Genomic DNA, 22013 nt, shown 5'->3' on the forward strand with positions numbered 1-22013 from the left:
AAAATGCAGCGGGTTATGCCTTTGTAATCGGTGCAAATTTGGCCAGCAGACGCTTAATGCCAACTGGTTTTGGGAACGCAATATCCAGCTCTGTTCCTTCGCCGGATCCTTTCACACTAACAACAGTACCTGTTCCCCATTTTCCGTGCTGGGCTTTGTCGCCGACCTTCCAGGCTATATCGTCTCCTCCTGTGTTCGATGCAGATGGACGAATCACCGCTTTCCGCTGAGGCTGTGCTCCTCTTGAAGCAGACGGAGAACCAAATGGTGATGATCCAAATGGTGACGGTTTTTTAGCAGGTTCAAGGCCGTCCAGCAAATCAGCAGGTATTTCTTTAATAAACCTGGATGGCGGATTCATATTCGTGCGTCCGAATAAAGTACGCATTTGAGCATTCGTAATGAAAAGCTCCTCTTCTGCCCTCGTGATTCCCACATAAGCAAGGCGCCGCTCCTCTTCCATTTCAGACTCTTCCATTAAAGAACGGCTGTGCGGGAATACACCTTCCTCAAGACCCAGTAAAAAGACAACAGGGAATTCAAGGCCTTTTGCTGAGTGAAGTGTCATAAGAACAACAGATTCGGCTTTTTCTCCATCATCATCCAACTTATCAATGTCAGCTACAAGAGCCAAATCAGTCAAAAATGCGATAAGCGTTTTGTCTTCGCTTGCTTCTTCAAAGTTTTTGGTAACGGACAGGAATTCATCAATGTTTTCCAGACGGCTCTGTGCTTCAATGGATTTCTCGGCAATCAGCATATCACGGTAGCCTGATTTCTCCAAAAGCTCTTCCACAAGTTCTGTCACAGAAAGGTATTCCTGCATTTGTGTATAGTTTTTAACCAGGTCCCTGAATTCAATGGCCCCTTTTGTAATTTTCGGGCTCAAGCCAATCAGTTCAATGGACTCAAGTGCTTCAAACATGCTCATTTCATGAAGCTGTGCAAAGTTGGCGATCTTATCAACCGAACCGGAGCCGATTCCTCGCTTTGGCACATTAATTACACGCTGAAGACTGATATCATCATCCGGATTGGCAATCAGGCGCAGATAAGCAAGGATGTCCTTGATTTCTTTGCGGTCGTAGAACTTGATGCCGCCGACAATGGAATATTCTATGTTCGACTTTAACAGCACTTCCTCCATTACACGGGATTGTGCATTGGTGCGGTACAGGATCGCAATATCCGAAGCGCTTCGCTTGCCGGTGCTGATGTATTCCTTGATTTTACCTGCAACAAACTGAGCTTCTCCCTGTTCGCTATCGGCACGATAGTAGAAAATCTTATTGCCTTCTGCGTTTTCGGTCCAAAGATTTTTCGGCTTTCTGTTCAGGTTCTTGCTGATGACTTCGTTCGCAGCCAGCAGGATCCTTTTTGTTGAGCGGTAATTTTGTTCAAGCATGATGGTTTGCGCATTAGGATAATCCTTTTCAAAGGAAAGAATGTTGGCAATGTCCGCACCGCGCCATTTATAAATGGACTGGTCCGAGTCACCGACTACACAAAGATTCTTAAATCGGCTTGCCATTAGCTTTACAAGCATATACTGGGCTCTGTTTGTGTCCTGATACTCATCCACATGAATATATTGGAATTTTCTCTGATAATATTCCAGCACTTCCGGAACCCGCTGGAACAGCTGAATCGTGATCATAATAAGATCATCGAAATCAAGCGCCTGATTGCGTCTTAATCTCTTTTGGTATTCTGTATATACATCACTGGCAACCTGCTGAATATAATCTCCAGCTGTTTTCGCATACTCTTCAGGAGTGATCAATTCATTCTTTGCCGAGCTGATTGAACCCAAAATTGCACGTGGGTCAAATTTCTTGGGATCCAGATTTTTATCCTTTAGGATCGATTTAATAACTGATTGCTGGTCCGTTGAATCCAGAATCGTGAAATTGCGGTTATAGCCAATCCGGTCAATATCTCTTCTTAAGATCCGCACACACATCGAGTGGAACGTAGAAATCCAGATATCATCTGCTGCTCCGCCCATCATGTTATGGATACGGTCACGCATTTCACGGGCGGCTTTGTTTGTAAAAGTGATTGCCAGAATATTGTAGGGGTTCACACCCTTTTCTACCATTAAGTAAGCAATTCTGTGCGTAAGAACTCTTGTCTTTCCGCTTCCCGCTCCTGCCATTATAAGAAGTGGTCCGTCAGTTGCTTTTACCGCATTTTGCTGCTGCGGATTTAGTCCGTTCAATAATTTATCTGTTAAAAATTGCATTCCTTCTCTTCACCACCATAGAAACGTATGTTCTTATATTCTATCTTATCTTGTTTTCTAACCATCAGCAACCTGAATTAAGCACGAGCAGCTTCGACTGTGGCCAATGCAGCCTGCAGATCATCATAAATAACATTTCCGACCACAATGACGTCTGCATGCTCAGCCATTTCTTTTGCCTGGTCTGCACTCAGGATGCCGCCTCCGTAAAATAATACGGTATCTTCAAGCGTATTTTTCACCTCTGCAACCACTTCTGGATCTCCGTACTTTCCGCTGTATTCGAGATAGAAGATTGGCAGGCGGAACATTTTCTCGGCCATCATTGCATATGCCCTAACCTCATCAAGAGATAGATTTGTGCGTGAATTGGTGACTTGCGCGGCTTTACATTCTTCATTCAGAATGCAATAGCCCTGAACAAGGATTTCTTCCCAATTCATAATATCCCCATATTCTTTTACAGCTTCCTGATGAAGGCCTGTAACCCACTTTACATCCCGGCTGTTAAGGACTGTCGGGATAAAATACAGGTCAAAGCCCGGTGTAACTGAATCAATGGACGAAACCTCCAGCACACAGGGAACCGTGTATCTGCGGATGCGGGCCATTAAATCCAGCACTTTCTCCAATGTGACCCCGTCTGTTCCGCCCACAATAATCGCATCGGTCCCAGACTCGCAAATTTTCTCCAGGTCTTCATCTGATATATTTTTATCCGGATCGAGCTTGAATACATGGCTCCATTCGCGAACATCATACATGCAAAAATGCCTCCATTCTATCATTCCATTTCATCATTATATCATTTAAGATTGGGAATAAAAAATAAAAGCTGAAGCGCCTTTTGAAGGGATGAACATCAACTAAAAGCCGCCCACGCCCTGTGGCGAACGTTGACGCAAGCACGTCCTGTACAAGTCCGACAAGCGTTGGCCGACTAAAAACGCCACGTCCTGTGGCAACGTCGGCACTAGTACATCCTGTGCGTCGGAAGGCCAGTGAATGAAGTCGTTTTTTTGACTTCAGCAACTGGCCTGAAGCGACCGGGAGGGGCTGGGCGCTGAATCTGGATAAAATAAATAAAGGATGTTTTATTGGGTGGGAAAAATTAATAGAAGACAAAGAAAAAAACCGCGGGATCCAGCCCCATCGGTTTAAGCAAAACGAATATTTACGCCTTTTCAGCTTCTTCTTCTTTGATTCTTTCCAAAGCCATTTCATAGGCATCATTTCCATAGTTGAGGCAGCGTTTTACACGTGAAATGGTTGCCGTGCTGGCACCCGTATCTGTTTCGATTTTATGATACGTTTTTCCTTCACGAAGCATGCGTGCCACTTCAAGGCGCTGTGCCAGGGATTGAATTTCATTCACTGTACATAAGTCGTCAAAGAATCGGTAGCACTCTTCCAGGTCATTTAAAGATAAAACAGACTTAAATAACTGATCCAGTTCTTTGCCTCTTAGCTTATCAATTTGCATATATTTGCATACCCCTTTGTTTAAATAGTATTTTCAATCATTATTGTTTCGCTTCAAAGGAAACCGTTTGCTCCAGGCCCGGGTTTGATGGAACGATGTTGATCCATGTTTTCCCCGGAACCAGGCCAGCCTGCTGGCCATTCAAGACAGGAAGAATTCGCCCGTCAATATTTTCCCACTGCAATTCTGTCACTTTTCCTTTTTGAAGGAGATATCCTTTTCCTCCAGAAGTTAAGTTAATATCACGGCGGCCTGCGCTGTCAACCACTTGATGGTCTGCTTCTGCAATGAAAATGTTATCGAGTAATACAGGTTCCCCTGATTTGTAGTCAGCTGTAAGCCCGCCATTGGAATATCTTTTGTATTTCTCAAGTCCTGCATCATATTCATAGATGACATTGAATAATTCATTGTCCAGGTAGGAGATCATGGCAGAGTCTGCTTTCTCTCCCTGAATTGCCTTCACCTCTTCCTTCGTAAGGAATTCAAGAGATTTCGGCTCATCCTCCATCGCATAATTTTTTTCCTTTGCCCCTTTCAGCACATTGTCAAAAGAAATATAGGAATTATGCGGAGCCTGTCTGAAGCTTTCCCTTTTAAACAATGTACCGTCATACTGCATTCCGTTCAGGTTATCAACATACCCCTGATCGAGCAATTCTTTGGCCTCCGGACTGTAGCCGTGGGCAATGTAGAGGCTGTCATAGCCTTTGGCCAGCTCAATATAATAATCCCTGGAACTTCTGACAGGCCCTATCATTTCGGGCCGCTCACTTTGAAAAATAGCAAGAAAACGAGTCACGTCCCCTTCTGCCAGCATTTCATAGACGACATCAGCCTGGTTAAGCCCTGATTGCGGACGGGCTTTTGGATGATTATTAATCATCACCGCTACAGCTCTTCCATTTACTTCGGTTTCCGATCCGGAGCCTGTGAGCGGATATTGAAATGGAAGTTCTTTTTCAGAGCTGACACCTTTTGTGGCTTCTTCCGCCTCCTGCTTTGCCGGCTCCTCTGCTTTTTCTTTACTGCATCCAGAAACGAGAAGCATTGCCGCTGCTGATACAGCTATCCATCTTTTTAACATTTTTCACCCCGTGTGATTTTAGCTTTTGATGCGGATTCTATGTTAGCTCCCTTGAGCAGTTTTAATCTCTATCTATTACACCTCTTTCATATTTTAACGCATTATCGTTGGAAAGAGTACCGTTTTATTCATGACATCATACATTCCCTGCTGGGTAATCCTGATATAAGGCAGATGGGTTGAAGAGAAAAAGAGCAGCGTGTACATTGGATCTTCATGTCTGTATCCTTGATCACGCAAATAATGCACAAGCTGTTTCTCTTCCTGCATTAATTCCTCCACATTTTTATGGGACATTACACCTTTTAAGCGGAGCTCCATCTCCTGGACAATCCTTCCCCCTTCAGATATGACAATGCCTCCGCCAATTTCTTTCAGCCGGTTAAAAGCATTCAGCATTTCCTGTTTGCTTTTGCCGATTAAGATGATGTCACCGGTATTGGAAAATGAACTTGCCATTCCATCCAGGCTTTGCGAGAAGCCTTTAAGAATGGTATTTATTCGCCATTTTCCATTCCGGTCAACAAGCATGAAGAAACATTCATCATGATCTTTCTCCAGCTCTTCGGATGATACGTCAATCGTGATGGAGTATGGCTTCGTAATAACAGCATTCTCGAGTTTTATCCCGAAAGGCATGGAGAATTGCATATCATCTGCCGTCAGCTCCCAATCAATCTCCAGTGGTTCAAAGCCGTAATCTTCCCATGCTACAGGCTTATAGGCATGCTGGTTTTCACCGTCTCTCTTCACCCATTCCCCTTTGGCAATAACGGATATAGGAGTTGGTTCGTTTTCATCTGAGAGGAAATTGATATTGGCAACCCTTCCTGTCGCGATGGAGCCATGTAAATAATCGATTCCATAATGACGGGCCGCATTAATGGTTGCCATATTATACGCATCAATTACCGGCACTCCTTTATCTATGGCAATGCGGATCATATGGTCAATAATTCCCTGCTCATAAAAGGAAGAAAAGGAACCGTCTGTAGTGAAGACCATCCGATCATATTGATCAATGCCCATTTCATGCATTTCCTCCAATAAAACTGGCAGATCCGGACGGATGGAAGAATATCTGAGAGATACAGTATATCCCTGTAAAAGGCGATTATAGACATCTTTACCTGTCATTGACTCATGGTCACAATCAGCACCAAGCAGCATAAGCTTTGCCAGCGTCTTTTCGGATGCACCCGGAAAATGGCCTTCAATCTTTTTCCTCATCCGCTTTGTTTCCTGAATCCAATGGAGCATCATATCGTCGCCATCCAATAGCTTCGGCCAGCCTGTCAGCTCACCTCCCTGAAGCACCGCATCATGTTCCAGCCACGATTTAACGTTTCCATGGGAAAAAACAGATTCTTCGTGCTGAATTTCTGTTTGTGCATCAAATCGGCACCACCAATAGGTTGTTGCAGGCATGTTTCTCATTTCCTTCAAAAAAGAAAACGCTTTCTTTTTATCCTGCTGTAAAGCAAGCACCATATTATCATTAATCAGGGTTGTTGTCCCAAACTGCGATGCATAGCTCGCCAGGGAATGGGGATTATATAATTGAAATGGATGGGCATGCGGCTCAATATATCCGGGTACGAGCGTAAGTCCTGTACAATCAATGACCTCACACTGATCTGTTTTTTCCGGCAGCTTTTCGCCCACATAAACAATACGGTCGCCATGAATCCATATATTTGCTGTTATCCATTTGCGAAGCGCCTGATTCAGATAACGCGCGTTCTTAAGTAATATCGTCGGTGAAAGTTTTCCGTCCAATACGGAAACATGTTCACGCAAGTGCCTGTTTTTCCAACGGTAACGCTGTTCCAGCACTATACTCCCTCCCTTGTTGATATCTATATCTATATATAAAGATTCTGTTTTTAGTATGAACACAATGAGTTAAATGGCTTTATATCAATAAAGAAAGCCCTTTCATTTTCTCTTGTTTTACTATAGTAACATATTTCACTGTTTAACGCATTAAAGAATCAGTAAAAGATTGTAAAAATTTCGTGAAAGTGGTGGGACCTATGCATGTAAAATCAAATATCGGCATTGTAAATGCCTTAATACGCATAACAGTCGGATTAACCGTACTGGCCTGGAGCACCTCAAAGCTTGTAAAGAGACCTTGGCGGGACTCTTATCTTGTAATGGCCATGCTGGGAGGCATGAAAGTGGCTGAGGGGATTGTCCGCTTTTGCCCATTGACAGCACTTTTTGAAAGAGGCCAGGACATGGTTCAGGAAAAGAGAGTAAATCACAATAATAATGATGAGGCTGTTGAGGAGATACTGCCTTATAACCCGTCTTAAGAAAAGCGGAAGCGCCTTGCCCACCCCCGACAAGCACAAGACGATCCTCCCGGAAAGGCGTCCTTTGCCTTTTTGGGAGGAGTGGCTTGTGACCTCGAGGGGGTAGGCGCTGGAGCTAGACAGTTCTCGAAGTGCAAAGATATAAATTCAATGTTATAAAAAATTCAGCCCCCTATTTGGGGGCTGTACTATAGAAAGGAGCTGACTATATGTTCTGGGAATACGTAATGGATATGACATTTGTGCTGGCTGCCATAATCGGAAGCATTGTAGCACTTCTGTTTGTGTATATCCGGAAGACTAAGAAAGGACGTGCGCGATAGCTTTATCGGCAATATCCTTGCGGTAGAAGACACCTTCGCAGTGAAGGTTTTCCATTTCAGAGTATACTTTTTGCTGCGCTTCTTTCAGTGTAGACGCTTTGGCGCCTGCCAGCAGCACGCGGCCTCCATTTGTCACATACTCACCTGAGCTGTTTCGATCAGTGCCGGCATGGAAGACAAAAACATCTTTAAGCGAATGCAGTCCATGAAGAACAGCTCCTTTTTCGTATGCTTCAGGGTAGCCCTTTGAAGCAGCAACCACTCCGACGATTGCTTCCTCACCCCACTCGATTTCAGGCTGCTCCCCATTTAGGACTGCCAGCATTACCCCCGCCAGATCCGAATTCATGCGCGGTAAAATCACCTGTGTTTCAGGATCTCCAAAGCGGGCATTAAATTCGATTACCTTCGGGCCTGCTGTTGTTTTAATCAGACCTGCATATAAAATTCCGGTAAAACTTCGGCCTTCCTGAACCATTGCTTTCGCTGCCGGCTTCAAAACTTGTTCAACAGCCTTTGCAATTGTTTCATCACCAATATGCGGTACGGGTGAATAAGCACCCATTCCGCCTGTATTCGGGCCCTGATCTCCATCAAAAGCGCGCTTGTGATCCTGGGCAATTTCCAGCGGAACGACGGTTTCTCCGTTCACGAAGGCCATTAAAGAGAATTCTTCCCCTTCAAGGAATTCTTCAATTACAACTGTAGAAGAAGCCTGGCCAAACTTCTCATTTAATAATAGCTCCTCAATCCCGGACAATGCTTCCTGCATAGTCATGGCCACTATTACGCCTTTTCCGGCTGCTAGCCCATCTGCTTTCAGAACAATGGGAGCGCCCTTTGCTTCTATATAGGCTTTCGCTTCTTCATAGTTGCTGAATACTCCATATTCGGCAGTAGGGATAGCATATTTCTTCATAAGCTCTTTGGCAAAAGACTTACTGCCTTCTATTTCAGCTGCAGCTTTTTTTGGTCCAAATACCTTTAAGCCGACTTCTTCAAATCGGTCTGCCAGTCCCTCTAGCAGCGGCACTTCCGGACCGATTACAGTCAAGTCAATTTCATTTTCCTGAGCAAATTGCACAAGCTTTTCCTGATCGTTTTCCTGGATGGCAGCCAGCTGTGCTGAATCTTCCATTCCCGGATTTCCCGGAGCCGCAAAAACCTGTTCAACTGAAGGGCTTTGATTCATCTTCCAGCAAATTGCATGTTCACGTCCGCCTCTTCCAATAACCAATACCTTCATTACGCCCACCTCCGTAAAATGTCAGCTTCCGCTTTTCGTAATGTTTAGCTCAGCGCCTTCCTGTCGAGGCGCTTCCGCTTTTCGTTTAATGCTTAAAATGCCGTACGCCTGTAAAGACCATGGCAATTCCGTACTCGTCGGCCTTTTTGATGGAGTCTTCATCACGGATGGAGCCCCCCGGTTGAATGATGGCTGTAATGCCTGCTTTGGCTGCGACTTCAACGGTATCGTTCATTGGGAAAAAGGCATCCGATGCCATTACAGCTCCGTTCGCTTTGTCTCCTGCCTGTTCAAGCGCAATTTTGGCAGAGCCTACGCGGTTCATCTGCCCGGCACCAACTCCAAGTGTCATGTTTGAATCATTGACGACTATCGCATTGGATTTCACATGCTTGACGACTTTCCAGCCCAGCTTCAGTGCTTTCCACTCTTCTTCTGTCGGCTCCCTCTTTGTTGCTACTTTTACTTCGGCATCTTTAAGAGTGAATAGATCATACTCCTGCGTCAGCAAGCCGCCTTCAATAGCGGACAATCTCATCTCCGCTTTCTTTTTGCCTTCAAAAGGAATGGTCAGCAGGCGCAGATTCTTTTTCCCTTTTAAAATTTCAAGCGCTTCCTCTGAGAAGGATGGCGCAATAATGATCTCAAGGAAGATCTCATAAAGCTTTTTAGCTGTTTCTGCATCCACTTCTCTGTTTAAGGCAATGATTCCGCCGAAAATTGAAACAGGGTCAGCTGCGAAAGCTTTTGAAAAAGCATCAAAAACATTTTCTCCGGTTCCCACTCCACAAGGATTCATATGCTTAACAGCAACTGCTGCCGGCTCTGAGAATTCCTTTACGATTTGGAGAGCTGCATCTGCATCGTTGATATTGTTGTAAGACAACTCCTTGCCGTGAAGCTGTTCAGCGTTCGCAATCGAAAATTCAGAACCAAGCGGTTTACGGTAAAAAGCAGCCTTTTGATGCGGATTCTCCCCATATCTCAAGGTTTGCTTTAGTTCATACGTAACCGTTAATTTTTCAGGCGTTTCTTCATTTGCCAAATCTGTCATATATTCAGCGATCATCGCATCATAGGCAGCTGTGTGGCGGAATACCTTTGCAGCAAGTCTGCGGCGGATTTCCTTTTGAACCTCTCCGGTTTCTTTCAGCTGTGAAAGAACTGTTTCATAATCGACTGGATCCACCACCACCGTTACATATTCATGATTCTTGGCGGAAGCACGCAGCATGGCCGGGCCGCCGATATCAATATTCTCTATCGCATCCTCCACTGTCACATCCGGTTTAGCTATGGTTTGCTGGAACGGATACAAATTCACGCACACAACCTGGATAGGCTGGATCCCATGTTCCTCAAGCTGCTGTTTATGGCCTGTTTCGCCATGCTTAGCCAGCAGCCCGCCATGAATCATTGGATTTAATGTTTTTACACGCCCTTCCAAAATTTCCGGAAAGCCTGTCACATCACTTACGCCGATAACAGGGACTCCACTCTCTTCAAGTGCTTTTTTTGTACCGCCAGTTGAGATAATTTCAAAACCCAGTTCACTTAACTGCTGAGCAAATTCTGTTATGCCATTTTTGTCGGAAACACTGATTAATGCACGTTTCTTCATGTTCGCTCCCCCTGACTCTGTTGAGTGATATACTTTAACTCTCTACCATTTTAGCATAGAAAAGATTTTGCAAAACCTGCGGATATAGTTTGTGCTCGACTTCATGTATCTTCTTTTGAAGGCTTTCCAGCGATTCACCCGCATTTATTTCAACTGGCGCCTGAGCAATAATCGGCCCAGTATCCATCCCTTCATCGACAAAATGAACCGTCACACCGCTTACCTTCACATTGGCAGATAACGCCTGGCCAATTGCATCCTTACCTGGAAAAGCGGGAAGAAGAGAAGGATGGATATTAATGATCCTGCCTTCAAACTGTTTCAAAAGCGTCGGGCCAATCAGCCTCATATAACCTGCGAGAATAATATACTCGGCACCGCTCTCCTGCAGCCTTTGCAAAATCGCTCTTTCGTACTCTGCTTTGCCAGCATAGTCTTTTGCTGAAAAAACAAACTGCGGAACTTGCTCGTTTTTTGCACGTTCAATGCTGTATGCACCTGGCCGATCACAGACGAACAAGACAATCTCAGTCTGCAAATCACCTTTTTTTACAGCATCGGCAATAGCCTGAAAGTTCGTTCCGCTTCCGGAAGCAAACACTGCGATTTTTTTCATGACTTCCTCCAAGTTACAGAATTTCAATTCCTTCCTGATCCGTTACTGTCCCCATCAGATAGGCTGTTTCACCAATTTCATTAAAATAGGCGATCAGTTCATCAGCATTATCTTTGTCCGCTGCAATCACCATGCCTGTTCCCATATTAAAAATGTTGTACATTTCCTTGCGCTCAAGTCCACCGATCTTCTCCATCACCGTAAATACCGGCGGCACTTCCCAATTGCTTTCAGTAAGCTGGGCGCCAAGACCTTCAGGCAGCATGCGCGGGATATTTTCAATAAATCCGCCGCCTGTAATATGTGCCATACCCTTCAGCTTGAACTGCTTCATAGCTGACAGAAGCGGCTTTACGTAAATTTTTGTCGGGCGAAGCAGCTCTTCCCCTAAAGTACAGCCTAATTCTTCTACATGATCTGTTAAGGACATATTCGCTTTTTCAAAAAACAGCTTTCTGACAAGTGAGTAGCCATTGCTGTGAATCCCGCTGGATGCAAGACCGATCAGCACATCTCCTGCCTTGATGTCCGCACCATTAATCAGGTTCGATTTTTCACAGGCACCGACAGCAAAGCCGGCAAGATCATATTCTTCCACACTGTACATGCCAGGCATTTCGGCTGTTTCACCGCCTACGAGGGCACACCCAGCCTGTTCGCAACCAGCTGCAATGCCTTTCACAATCGCTTCAATCCGTTCAGGCGCTGCTTTTCCGCATGCGATATAATCCAGGAAGTAAAGAGGCTCTGCTCCCTGTACGACAATATCATTTACACACATGGCGACCGCATCAACCCCAATCGTGTCATGCTTATCCATCATAAAAGCGAGCATCAGCTTCGTACCGACACCATCTGTACCCGAAACTAAAACCGGTTCCTTCAGGTTCAGTTCTGAAAGATCGAACATGCCGCCAAATCCGCCTAAACCGCCAAGCACACCAGGACGCATCGTCTTCTGTACGTGTTTTTTCATGCGGGAAACTGCTTCATAGCCAGCTTCAATATCTACTCCGGCCTGTTTATATGCATTTGCCATTCCTTTTCACCTCTTGGTTGGAAAAATAAAGGCCGATTTTGTATTTTATCGGCCAACACTGTGCTTTTACCGGTCAAAAATGATGATTTACCGGACAAAAAGAGCAAAATACCGGCCAAGTTTCATATCTATACCTTTTCATAAGGATGCAATGTACTCGGATAAATCTCCGTCGGATACTGTCCTGTAAAGCATGCCAGGCATTGTCCGTCTTTTCGTCCAATTGCTTTGACCATTCCCTCTGTACTTAAGAAGGTAAGGGTATCTGCACCAATGATTTCTCTAATTTCCTCAACAGAATGATTGCCGGCGATCAATTCTTCCTTTGTCGATGTATCGATCCCATAGAAGCATGGATTCTTAATCGGCGGAGAGCTGATCAGCACATGCACCTCAGTCGCACCAGCTTCCTTCAGCATGGTAACGATCCGTCTGCTTGTTGTTCCGCGGACGATCGAGTCATCCACCATGATGACTCTCTTGCCTTCTACCACACCGCGTACCGGAGACAGCTTCATTTTCACACCCTGCTCACGCAGCGACTGGGATGGCTGGATAAATGTGCGTCCCACATAGCGATTTTTAATCAGCCCCATCTCGTATGGAATGCCAGACGCTTCAGCATATCCAATCGCAACGGAAATGCTGGAATCCGGCACACCCGTTACAACATCACCTTCAATCGGCACTTCAAGAGCCAGCTGCTTCCCAAGATTTTTCCGGGCAGTATGCACATTGATCCCGTTGATATTGCTGTCCGGACGGGAGAAATAAACATATTCCATCGTACACATGGCAATATTAGAGGCCATGGCAAACATTTCGGATCGGAATCCATTATCATCAATAATCAGCAGCTCTCCCGGCAGAATGTCGCGGATAAACTCTGCCCCGACCACATCAAAAGCACAGGTTTCAGATGCAACTGCATAAGCATCGCCGATCTTGCCAAGTGAGAGCGGCCTCATGCCGTTCGGGTCAAGTGCAACCATCAGTTCTGTCTCGGTCATAATCAGAAAAGCATAAGCTCCTTTAATCATGGATAACGCATTTTTGACACGGTCCTTTAGGGATGAAAACCCTGCACGCTTAATCAAGTGAGCCAGCACCTCTGTGTCCGAGCTCGTTTGAAAAATGCTGCCCTGCCCTTCAAGCTGATGCTTCAATGCAGTCGCATTCACCAGGTTTCCGTTATGGCAAAGAGCAAGACTGCCGCTTTGTGAGTTGAACAAGAGAGGCTGGACATTTTCATATCCGCCCCCTCCGGCAGTCGCATAGCGTACATGTCCGATTGCCGCCTTCCCGTCCATCTCCTTCATGGCATCTGATGTGAAAATTTCCGTAACAAGGCCTTCACCTTTCATGCCTTTCAGCTTCTTTCCATCCGTAACAACCATCCCGGTGCCTTCCTGGCCGCGGTGCTGCAGACTGTGAAGCCCGTAATACGTGATCTGGGAGGCATCCTGATGCCCCCAGATTCCAAAAACACCGCACTCTTCGTTCAGTCCTCTTATTTCAGCAAGCATGGAATAGCTCCTTTCCAGGCCTGCTTCAGAACATCAACCTGTTCGGCAAGCAATAGGCCCTCTTCGTTGGAGAGATATAGTACAGGTGCATCTGTTACTTCACCAATTAGTGTCGCATCTACTAAACTTTCAAAAGCTTCCTGATTTTCTTTCTTAACAGATAGCAAGAAACGGGATTGTGATTCACTGAATAAAGCTGAAGTCGCATTTCCTGATACTTTGATATCCGCTCCCAGACCTGTTGATCCGATAAGGCTTTCCGCAGCAGCTACAGCCAGCCCGCCTTCTGCCACATCATGGGCAGATGCAACAATTCCCGAACGAATGGCATTTAAAATTTGTTCCTGTGCCTTTTCTTCTTTTTCAAGATCCAGTTCAGGCGCTTTTCCGAAAATCCTGCCGTATGTCATCTTCTGCAGCTCACTGCCGCCGAATTCGTCCTTTGTTTCGCCAACCAGATAAATTAAGTCCCCAGCTGCTTTAAAAGATTGTGTTGTCACATGATCAATGTCATCTACAAGCCCGACCATTCCAATGACAGGCGTTGGGTAAATAGCTGTTCCGTTTGTTTCGTTATATAAAGAGACGTTTCCGCCGATAACTGGTGTATTTAATGTGCGGCATGCTTCACTGATTCCGTCTGCCGCTTTTTCGATCTGCCAGAAGATTTCAGGCTTCTCCGGATTTCCGAAGTTCAGATTATCTGTGATTGCCAAAGGCTGACCGCCGGAGCAAATGATATTTCTTGCTGCTTCAGCCACAGCAATTTTTCCGCCTGTTTCAGGATCAAGATACATATAACGTGAATTACAGTCTGTCGTCATGGCCAATCCTTTGCGGGTGCCGCGGATGCGGATGACTGCAGCATCTGATCCAGGTGCCACTACTGTATTCGTGCGGACCATATAGTCGTACTGGTCATAAACCCATTCCTTGCTGGCGATTGTCGGCTGCTGGAGGAGCTTTACTAATGTTTCTTTATAATCTTCAACCCCAGGAATTTCATTTTCCATTGCCTGGAACTCACGGTAATATTCCGGCTCGCTTGATGGCTTATGATATACCGGCGCATCCTCTGCAAGCGCATCTACCGGCAGCTCTGCCACCACTTCTCCCTGATGAGTCAGGCGGAGCATTTTATCATCGGTTACCTTACCGACAGAAACGGCTTCCAGATCATATTTGGAAAATAAATCAACGATCTCCTGCTCGCGTCCTTTTTTCACGACAATCAGCATTCTCTCCTGAGACTCGGAAAGCATCATTTCATATGCAGTCATGCCTGTTTCCCTTTGAGGAACAAGGTCAAGATTCATTTCAATTCCGGATCCCGCTTTGCTCGCCATTTCAGCAGAAGAGCTTGTCAGGCCTGCAGCTCCCATATCCTGAATGCCGACAAGTGCGTCAGACTGGACCAGTTCAAGACATGCTTCAAGCAGAAGCTTTTCCATGAATGGATCGCCAACCTGGACAGCCGGGCGTTTTGATTCTGATTGGTCTGTTAATTCTTCAGATGCAAAAGTAGCACCATGGATACCGTCACGGCCCGTTTTTGCACCAACATACATGACTGTGTTGCCTACTCCGTGGGCCTGGCCTTTTTTGATATCCTTATGGTCGATTAAGCCGACACACATCGCGTTTACAAGCGGATTTCCTTCATAGGAAGAATCAAACTGCACTTCTCCCCCAACAGTTGGGATGCCGATGCAGTTTCCGTATCCCGCAATGCCTGCGACTACTTCTTTAAAAAGGTACCGTACACGAGGAGTATCCAATTCTCCAAAGCGTAAAGAGTTGAGGAGCGCGACCGGTCTTGCTCCCATTGAAAATACATCGCGGATAATCCCGCCGACACCTGTTGCTGCCCCCTGGTAAGGCTCGATTGCAGACGGATGGTTATGGCTTTCGATTTTAAAAACAACTGCTTGCCCATCGCCGATATCAACAATTCCAGCTCCTTCCCCTGGTCCCTGAAGTACTTTCTCTCCTGTTGTCGGGAACTTGCTTAAAACGGGCTTTGAGTTTTTGTAGCTGCAATGCTCTGACCACATAACCGAAAACAAACCGATTTCTGTGTAATTTGGCAAACGCCCGATAATCTTTTCAATCATCGCAAATTCGTCATCAGACAATCCCATCTCTTTGTATACCTTCTGTGCCTTTAACTGTTCCGGACTTGGCTCAAGCATTAACGACATGTGCTTCCCTCCATTGTTTTACGATTGATTGAAAAAGTTTCAGACCATCTGCTCCCCCTAAAAGCTCATCAACGGCTCTTTCAGGGTGCGGCATCATGCCGAGTACATTTCCCTTTTCATTGACAATGCCTGCGATGTTTTCCAGGCTGCCATTTGGGTTTGTTTCGTTATAAGTAAAGACAATCTGATTATTTGCCTTTAAAGCCTCTAAAGTTGCTTCGTCACAATAATAGTTACCTTCGCCATGGGCGATTGGGATATTGATTACCTCGCCTTTTTCGTATGAGGATGAAAACATCGTTCCATTGTTTTCAACCTTCAATTCGACCGTGCGGCAAATGAATTTCAGGCTGTCGTTTCTTCTCATTGCCCCAGGCAAAAGGCCAGCTTCAAGCAGAATTTGAAATCCATTGCAGACCCCCAATACTGGCTTGCCTGCTTCTGCGGCCTTCACTACTTCTCTCATGACATTGCTGAAGCGTGCAACAGCACCCGAACGGAGATAATCTCCGTAAGAGAAACCGCCGGGAAGAAGAATTCCGTCATATTCGTCTAAGCTCTCCGCGTCGTGCCAGACATATTCGGCTTCCGCTCCAAGCTCATCCTTTACTGCATGATACATATCGATGTCACAATTCGACCCTGGAAATACGATCACAGCAAACTTCACTGAGCAACAGCCTCCTCAATTTCAAAGCGATAATCTTCAATCACAACATTAGCCAATAAGCGCTCACACATTTCCTTTACAGCTTCTTCAACAGGACGGTCGCTTTTTTCCACTGTCAGCTCCATGTATTTTCCAATGCGAACATCAGACACTTCGCTGTAGTTCATGGAATGCAGAGAGTTTTTTACAACTGTTCCTTGAGGATCTAGAACACTTTCTCTTAATGTGACGAAAACTTTTACTTTGTACATACTGTTTGGCCTCCCAGTCTCGCTAAAATATTTTCATATGCATCAGTTAAATTTCCAAGGTCCCTGCGAAAAACATCTTTATCCAGCTTTTCATTTGTTTCAATATCCCATAGCCTGCAGGTATCTGGCGAAATCTCATCAGCCAGAAAAATTTGGCCTGATTCATCTTTACCAAACTCCAGCTTGAAATCTACTAGTTTAATGCCCAGGTCTTTGAAAAAGTCTTTTAAAACGGCATTAACTTGTAGTGCTTTTTCTTGTAAAAGCTCTACTTCCTGCTTATCAGCCAGTTGAAGAACTTCAATATGATCTTCTGTCAGCAGCGGATCACCAAGCTCATCATCTTTGTAGTAGAACTCAACAATCGGTCTTGATAATTCTTTCCCTTCTTCAACTCCCAATCTCTTAGAAAAGCTCCCCGCCGCAACATTACGGACCACTGTTTCAAGCGGAATGATATCCACTTTTTTCACAAGCTGTTCTGTCTCCGAAAGCTTTTTAATAAAATGAGAATCAATCCCCAGCTCCTGAAGCTTTGAAAATAGCAAACTGGTAATCTCATTATTCAGCCGGCCCTTGCCGCTGATGCTCGCTTTTTTCTCCCCATTAAAGGCTGTTGCAGAATCTTTATATTCAATCCAGACAATATTTTCATCGTTTGTCTGATATACCTTTTTGGCTTTGCCTTCGTATAACAATGCTCCTTTTTCCATTGCGGAGAGCCTCCCTTATTTAGATACCGGACTTAATTTAAGAAGATTGGGAATTTTCCCGTTAATAAAGAGGTAAAGACTGCTCTTTACCTCTTTATTTTTTTATAAACCCAGACGGTCAAAAATGGTATCCACATGCTTGATGTGGTAGTTATAGTCAAAGCAGTCATCTATTTCTGCTTCGGATAGCTTTGATGTAATGGTCTCGTCCTGCTCGATCAGGCTGCGGAACTGTACCTGCTTTTCCCATGCCTCCATGGCCCGCGGCTGAACAGTGTCATATGCCTCTTCACGAGTCATACCCTTGTCAATCAAGGCAAGAAGAACACGCTGAGAGTAAATCAGCCCCAGTGTACGGTCCATATTGCGTTTCATGTTTTCAGGGAAAACGGTTAAGTTCTTAACAATATTTCCAAAACGATTCAGCATATAGTTCAGCGCAATCGTTGCATCAGGCAGGATGATTCTTTCAGCTGATGAGTGGGAAATATCGCGCTCATGCCATAATGCTACATTTTCATACGCAGTCATCATATAGCCGCGGATCACTCTTGCCATACCCGTCATATTTTCTGAACCAATTGGATTGCGTTTATGCGGCATTGCTGAAGATCCCTTTTGGCCTTTGGCGAAAAACTCTTCCACTTCTCGCGTTTCGCTTTTTTGCAGGCCGCGGATCTCCGTCGCAAATTTTTCAATTGAAGTGGCCACAAGCGCAAGCGCACCCATATAATGTGCATGACGGTCACGCTGAAGTGTTTGTGTAGAAATTGGCGCTGGCTGGATGCCCAGCTTTTCACACACATATTTTTCAACGAACGGATCGATGTTTGCATATGTTCCGACGGCACCAGAGATTTTACCGAATTCCACACCAGCGGCTGCTTCTTTAAAGCGGTCAAGATTACGTTTCATTTCTTCATACCATAGTGCAAGCTTTAAACCGAATGTAGTCGGTTCTGCATGAACACCATGCGTACGGCCCATCATCACTGTATGCTTATGTTCCTGTGCTTTGTTTTTCAGGATTTCCACAAAGCGTTCAATATCTTTTAGAAGAATATCATTCGCCTGCTTGATTAAGTAGGAAAGCGCCGTATCAACCACATCTGTGGAAGTAAGCCCGTAATGAACCCATTTGCGCTCCTCGCCAAGAGATTCAGATACCGCGCGAGTAAAAGCGACAACATCATGTCGTGTTTCCTCTTCGATTTCTTTAATGCGGTCAATATTAAAAGAAGCATTCTCACGGATTTTCTGAACATCTTCTTTCGGAATATCTCCTAATTCCGCCCAAGCTTCACAGGCAAGAATTTCCACCTCAAGCCAAGCCTGAAAGCGGTTCTCTTCTGTCCAGATAGCTCCCATTTCCGGTCTCGTATAACGTTCAATCATGTTTTATCCTCCGATCTTTTCCTTCACAGGGGTCCAAATGCCGCTTTTTTCTGCTTCTTCAATTGCCTCTTCGGCTGAGTTCCGCAAAAGCGTGACATGGCCCATCTTGCGTTTATATTTGGCATCCTTTTTTCCGTACAAGTGTATCTTCCAGTCATCCAATTCAGGAATTTTCTTAATTAAAGGCTCCTGGTGCTCTCCTAGTATGTTTACCATAACAGCCGGTTTTAATAGCTCCGTACTGCCAAGCGGCCAATTGCAAACCGCACGGATGTGCTGTTCAAACTGGGAGGTTTCGCAAGCTTCAATCGAATAATGGCCTGAGTTATGCGGACGAGGCGCAAGTTCGTTAATATAAATCTGTCCGTCTTTTGTCAGAAACATTTCGACTGCCAGTGTACCGACAAGGCTTAAAGCTTCTGCCAGCCGGTTTGCTGCCTTTACTGCCCGTTCCTCAGCATCAGCTGTGATCATGGCCGGCACAATGGTCTGGTGCAGAATGTTTTCTTTATGGACATTTTCCCCGACTGGGAATACCGCTTTTTCACCCGAAATATTCCGGCAGATAATAACCGATATTTCCTTTTCGAAAACGATCCATTTTTCTAGGACACACTCGCCATTCTCAAGGAGCTGTGCAGCTTTCTTAATATCCTGCCCGCTCTTTATCACAACTTGCCCTTTTCCATCATATCCGCCTCTGGAAGTCTTTAATACGGCTGGATAGCCAAGCTTTTCTATATTATCATAAATGTCTTTTTCAGTCGTAATGACCGCATATGGCGCTACCTCGCAGCCAGCTTTTTGAATGGCTGCTTTTTCCTTTGTCCGGTCCTGGGTAATCTCCAGCACCTCGCTTCCCTGTGGGACATGCGCATTTGCACATAGCCACTCAAGAGCTTCCGCACTGATGTTTTCAAATTCATATGTCACAACGTCACTGACGTCAGCTAACTCTTTTATAGAATCTAAATGACCGTATTCGCCAATGATTTTAATATCCGCAACCTGACCGCAAGGAGAGTCTTCTGCCGGATCCAAAACGGCAATCCTGAAGCCATTAGCTTTTGCTGCCAGTGCCATCATTCTCCCAAGCTGTCCCCCGCCAATAATTCCAATTGTTTGTCCTGGTAAAATGGTTTTATTAGACAAGTTCATCACTGCTTTCTAGTACTTCCTGTTTTGTTTTATCTCTTTTTGACTGAAGACGTTCTGCAATGGCTGTATCAAAAGCGCCAAGTATTTGTGCTGCCAGCAAGCCGGCGTTAGTAGCTCCGGCTTTTCCAATCGCAACCGTTGCAACCGGGACACCGCCAGGCATCTGAACAATGGACAGCAATGAATCCAGTCCGTTTAGAGCCTTTGATTGCACTGGTACTCCAATGACAGGAAGTGTTGTTTTCGCTGCTACCATTCCAGGCAGATGCGCCGCTCCGCCTGCACCCGCAATAATAACCTTAATGCCTCTGTTCCTTGCCTGCTCAGCATATTCAAACATAAGATCTGGAGTCCGATGGGCTGAAACAACTTTCTTTTCAAACGGGATTTCAAGTTCTTCCAGAATTCCGCAAGCGTGCTTCATTGTCTCCCAATCTGACTTGCTTCCCATTATGACTGCTGCTTGTGCGCTCATTCCTTCTCCTCCAAATCGTCCAATATAAAAAACCCGCACAGACCCTTCTCTTAATATGAGAGAAAGTAATCTGTCCGGGCTAAAAAGAACCGTAAGGAAGACACCTGCAAACGGCAGGAACCATTCCTTCTACATGCCGGGCATATCAGCTTTCCCTCATAGTCCAGCAATTTACGGTTGCCGGGTAGAAACTTATGGGCCCTATTCCCATTATTATACGAGGGGTTTATTCACGTTTTATTAACTACCACCATATTAACAACATACCTGATACTCTGTCAATTGAAAAATCGAACAATACTAAAAGTCAGACAATTAATGTTCGTGTTTTAATCTTTTACTAGTTTTGCTTCAAAAACAATCTGCCGGCCAGCCGGCTCATAATCGACCTTTCCGCCTGTCTTAACTTCTTTAAAAATAGGCTTCTCAGTCCTTCTAACAGGTATATATCCTGCCTTTTTAATTCTTTCCAGGCACTGGTCAATCGTTTCATTCCCCTGAACTTCGAATGACATTTTGTTCTTGCCTTTGCTCATTGAGATAACTTTCCTCTCTTAACAGATTTCACCCAGAAGCCGCCATGAATTGTTTTTGGCTCATAAGCGATGATGAAGGCCTTAGGATCCAGTTCTTTAATCGTCTGATAAAGCTTTAATTCATATTTTCTTGGTGTCAGGATCTGCAGGGCCATCCGATCGCCTTCAAGTCCATTGGCAGCCCAGTTTGTGACGCCATACCCTTTATCTCTTAAAGCTTTTGGCAGGTCTCTGTCATATTCCTTTGTAATTACATTTACGGTAATATAGCCAAGAGCCAGCTTCTCTTCAATTTTCATGCCAACAATAACGCCGATTCCATAACCGACTGCATAAGCAATCAGATTTTGTATTTCATTCAGGTTATCCAGAACCAGCCCCAGTCCAATGACATAGATAACAACTTCGATGGTGCTTATAAAAGCTGCTAGGTAACGCTGCCCCTTAAGCGTCAGAATCATCCTGATGGTAAAAAATGATACATATACGATATTAATGATCAGAATAATAGCGACCATAATAAAACTGTTTTCCAGCAATGCAAGTCCTCCTTCATAGGGAATTAAGAGGCAAATGAGTGTCCTCTCCCCATTAAGTCACTATTGTACAAAAGAAATTGGCTTTTGATAACCTTTTTTCAAAAATTGATTCTTTGTGTATAGGTTATCCTTTTTCGAGTGGAATGAAACGGCTTATCTGTTTATGGATCTTATTGAGGCTATATGAAGGAGAGAGGTTCGTAACAGGTTTATCTAGCAGGTTTTGGAGATTATCTAGCATGTATGGACTTTTATCTAACAAGTTTTCATTTTTATCTAACATATCGTGAAGTTTATCTTACATTTGGGTAATTTGTCTTTGAAGAGAACAGATTTAACTTGTAAAACAGTCGGCGGAATAAGGAGTGGCGCATAAAAATTGAGCCTGACGTATATATGCCTAAAAGTAATGCAAATACGTATCAAAGTGAAGCATAACCAGAAAAAAGTGACGCATATCTGCATTTTTCAATAAAAGGAAGAGGCCAGTTGATTCAGATATCTATAATTACACACAAAAAAGAGCACCCATCAGGTGCTCTTTCAATTGCCCGGCAGCGTCCTACTC

At 44.8% G+C, this 22013-nt stretch carries 21 protein-coding genes and 1 riboswitch; of the genes, 2 read left to right on the forward strand and 19 right to left on the reverse strand.

The window, feature by feature from the left end:
* Window positions 1-13 precede the first annotated feature (13 nt).
* The 5 genes from pcrA to CE058_RS23190 all read right to left on the reverse strand — a co-directional run bounded on the left by pcrA (window position 14) and on the right by CE058_RS23190 (window position 6651).
* Window positions 14-2245, reverse strand: a complete 2232-nt coding sequence (pcrA, locus tag CE058_RS23170; protein WP_163145163.1) for a DNA helicase PcrA — start codon at window positions 2243-2245, stop codon at window positions 14-16.
* Window positions 2246-2322: 77 nt separating this feature from the next.
* The gene (pcrB, locus tag CE058_RS23175; protein ID WP_163145164.1) at window positions 2323-3009 is read right to left on the reverse strand and encodes a heptaprenylglyceryl phosphate synthase; all 687 of its coding nucleotides are present in this window, start codon (window positions 3007-3009) and stop codon (window positions 2323-2325) included.
* Window positions 3010-3419: 410 nt separating this feature from the next.
* Window positions 3420-3728 (reverse strand): YerC/YecD family TrpR-related protein, encoded by a 309-nt coding sequence (locus CE058_RS23180; protein WP_048010470.1) that lies wholly within the window; start codon window positions 3726-3728, stop codon window positions 3420-3422.
* A 40-nt stretch (window positions 3729-3768) separates the two neighbouring features.
* Complete coding sequence (locus tag CE058_RS23185; RefSeq protein ID WP_163145165.1) at window positions 3769-4815, reverse strand: DUF3048 domain-containing protein; 1047 nt, start codon at window positions 4813-4815, stop codon at window positions 3769-3771.
* A gap of 93 nt (window positions 4816-4908) precedes the next feature.
* Entirely contained in the window at window positions 4909-6651 is a 1743-nt protein-coding gene (locus CE058_RS23190) for an adenine deaminase C-terminal domain-containing protein (RefSeq protein WP_197087719.1), read from the reverse strand.
* Between the two features lie 200 nt (window positions 6652-6851).
* Here CE058_RS23190 and CE058_RS23195 point away from each other — a divergent pair, with 200 nt between their 5' ends.
* Window positions 6852-7136 (forward strand): YgaP family membrane protein, encoded by a 285-nt coding sequence (locus CE058_RS23195; protein ID WP_048010473.1) that lies wholly within the window; start codon window positions 6852-6854, stop codon window positions 7134-7136.
* A gap of 209 nt (window positions 7137-7345) precedes the next feature.
* On the forward strand, window positions 7346-7459 hold the full coding sequence (locus tag CE058_RS25285) for an EYxxD motif small membrane protein (protein ID WP_335582802.1): 114 nt from the start codon (window positions 7346-7348) through the stop codon (window positions 7457-7459).
* Here the strand turns inward: CE058_RS25285 and purD are convergent.
* The 14 genes from purD to CE058_RS23270 all read right to left on the reverse strand — a co-directional run bounded on the left by purD (window position 7437) and on the right by CE058_RS23270 (window position 21424).
* Window positions 7437-8705: a phosphoribosylamine--glycine ligase gene (gene purD / locus CE058_RS23200; protein ID WP_163145166.1), complete on the reverse strand. Its 1269-nt coding sequence runs from the start codon at window positions 8703-8705 to the stop codon at window positions 7437-7439. The genes CE058_RS25285 and purD overlap by 23 nt on opposite strands.
* An 85-nt stretch (window positions 8706-8790) precedes the next feature.
* Window positions 8791-10326, reverse strand: coding sequence for a bifunctional phosphoribosylaminoimidazolecarboxamide formyltransferase/IMP cyclohydrolase (purH, locus tag CE058_RS23205; protein WP_163145167.1), 1536 nt, complete (start codon window positions 10324-10326; stop codon window positions 8791-8793).
* 34 nt (window positions 10327-10360) lie between these two features.
* Window positions 10361-10942 carry a phosphoribosylglycinamide formyltransferase gene (purN, locus tag CE058_RS23210; protein ID WP_048010476.1) on the reverse strand — a complete coding sequence of 194 codons (582 nt, stop codon included), beginning with the start codon at window positions 10940-10942 and terminating at the stop codon, window positions 10361-10363.
* A gap of 13 nt (window positions 10943-10955) precedes the next feature.
* Window positions 10956-11981, reverse strand: coding sequence for a phosphoribosylformylglycinamidine cyclo-ligase (purM, locus tag CE058_RS23215; protein ID WP_163145168.1), 1026 nt, complete (start codon window positions 11979-11981; stop codon window positions 10956-10958).
* Window positions 11982-12109: 128 nt separating this feature from the next.
* Window positions 12110-13507 (reverse strand): amidophosphoribosyltransferase, encoded by a 1398-nt coding sequence (gene purF / locus CE058_RS23220; RefSeq protein ID WP_048010478.1) that lies wholly within the window; start codon window positions 13505-13507, stop codon window positions 12110-12112.
* A complete protein-coding gene (gene purL / locus CE058_RS23225; protein WP_163145169.1) occupies window positions 13492-15708 on the reverse strand; it encodes a phosphoribosylformylglycinamidine synthase subunit PurL in 2217 nt (738 codons plus the stop codon). Before purL ends, purF begins: the two co-directional genes overlap by 16 nt.
* Window positions 15692-16378 (reverse strand): phosphoribosylformylglycinamidine synthase subunit PurQ, encoded by a 687-nt coding sequence (purQ, locus tag CE058_RS23230; RefSeq protein WP_163145170.1) that lies wholly within the window; start codon window positions 16376-16378, stop codon window positions 15692-15694. The genes purL and purQ overlap by 17 nt, the downstream gene beginning before the upstream one ends.
* Complete coding sequence (purS, locus tag CE058_RS23235; protein WP_009336741.1) at window positions 16375-16629, reverse strand: phosphoribosylformylglycinamidine synthase subunit PurS; 255 nt, start codon at window positions 16627-16629, stop codon at window positions 16375-16377. The genes purQ and purS overlap by 4 nt, the downstream gene beginning before the upstream one ends.
* Window positions 16617-17342 carry a phosphoribosylaminoimidazolesuccinocarboxamide synthase gene (gene purC, locus CE058_RS23240; protein ID WP_163145171.1) on the reverse strand — a complete coding sequence of 242 codons (726 nt, stop codon included), beginning with the start codon at window positions 17340-17342 and terminating at the stop codon, window positions 16617-16619. The genes purS and purC overlap by 13 nt, the downstream gene beginning before the upstream one ends.
* A 102-nt stretch (window positions 17343-17444) precedes the next feature.
* On the reverse strand, window positions 17445-18737 hold the full coding sequence (gene purB / locus CE058_RS23245) for an adenylosuccinate lyase (RefSeq protein ID WP_048010482.1): 1293 nt from the start codon (window positions 18735-18737) through the stop codon (window positions 17445-17447).
* 3 nt (window positions 18738-18740) lie between these two features.
* Window positions 18741-19889, reverse strand: a complete 1149-nt coding sequence (purK, locus tag CE058_RS23250; protein WP_163145172.1) for a 5-(carboxyamino)imidazole ribonucleotide synthase — start codon at window positions 19887-19889, stop codon at window positions 18741-18743.
* The gene (gene purE, locus CE058_RS23255; protein WP_163145173.1) at window positions 19882-20370 is read right to left on the reverse strand and encodes a 5-(carboxyamino)imidazole ribonucleotide mutase; all 489 of its coding nucleotides are present in this window, start codon (window positions 20368-20370) and stop codon (window positions 19882-19884) included. The genes purK and purE overlap by 8 nt, the downstream gene beginning before the upstream one ends.
* Before the next feature lie 139 nt (window positions 20371-20509).
* Window positions 20510-20611: riboswitch (purine riboswitch) on the reverse strand.
* 88 nt (window positions 20612-20699) lie between these two features.
* Window positions 20700-20906 (reverse strand): NETI motif-containing protein, encoded by a 207-nt coding sequence (locus tag CE058_RS23265; RefSeq protein WP_163145175.1) that lies wholly within the window; start codon window positions 20904-20906, stop codon window positions 20700-20702.
* Complete coding sequence (locus tag CE058_RS23270) at window positions 20903-21424, reverse strand: DUF2179 domain-containing protein (protein WP_163145176.1); 522 nt, start codon at window positions 21422-21424, stop codon at window positions 20903-20905. Before CE058_RS23270 ends, CE058_RS23265 begins: the two co-directional genes overlap by 4 nt.
* Window positions 21425-22013 lie beyond the last annotated feature (589 nt).

Source organism: Bacillus sp. 22-7, from assembly GCF_010628845.1.
GTDB classification, from domain to species: Bacteria; Bacillota; Bacilli; order Bacillales; family Cytobacillaceae; genus Cytobacillus; species Cytobacillus firmus_B.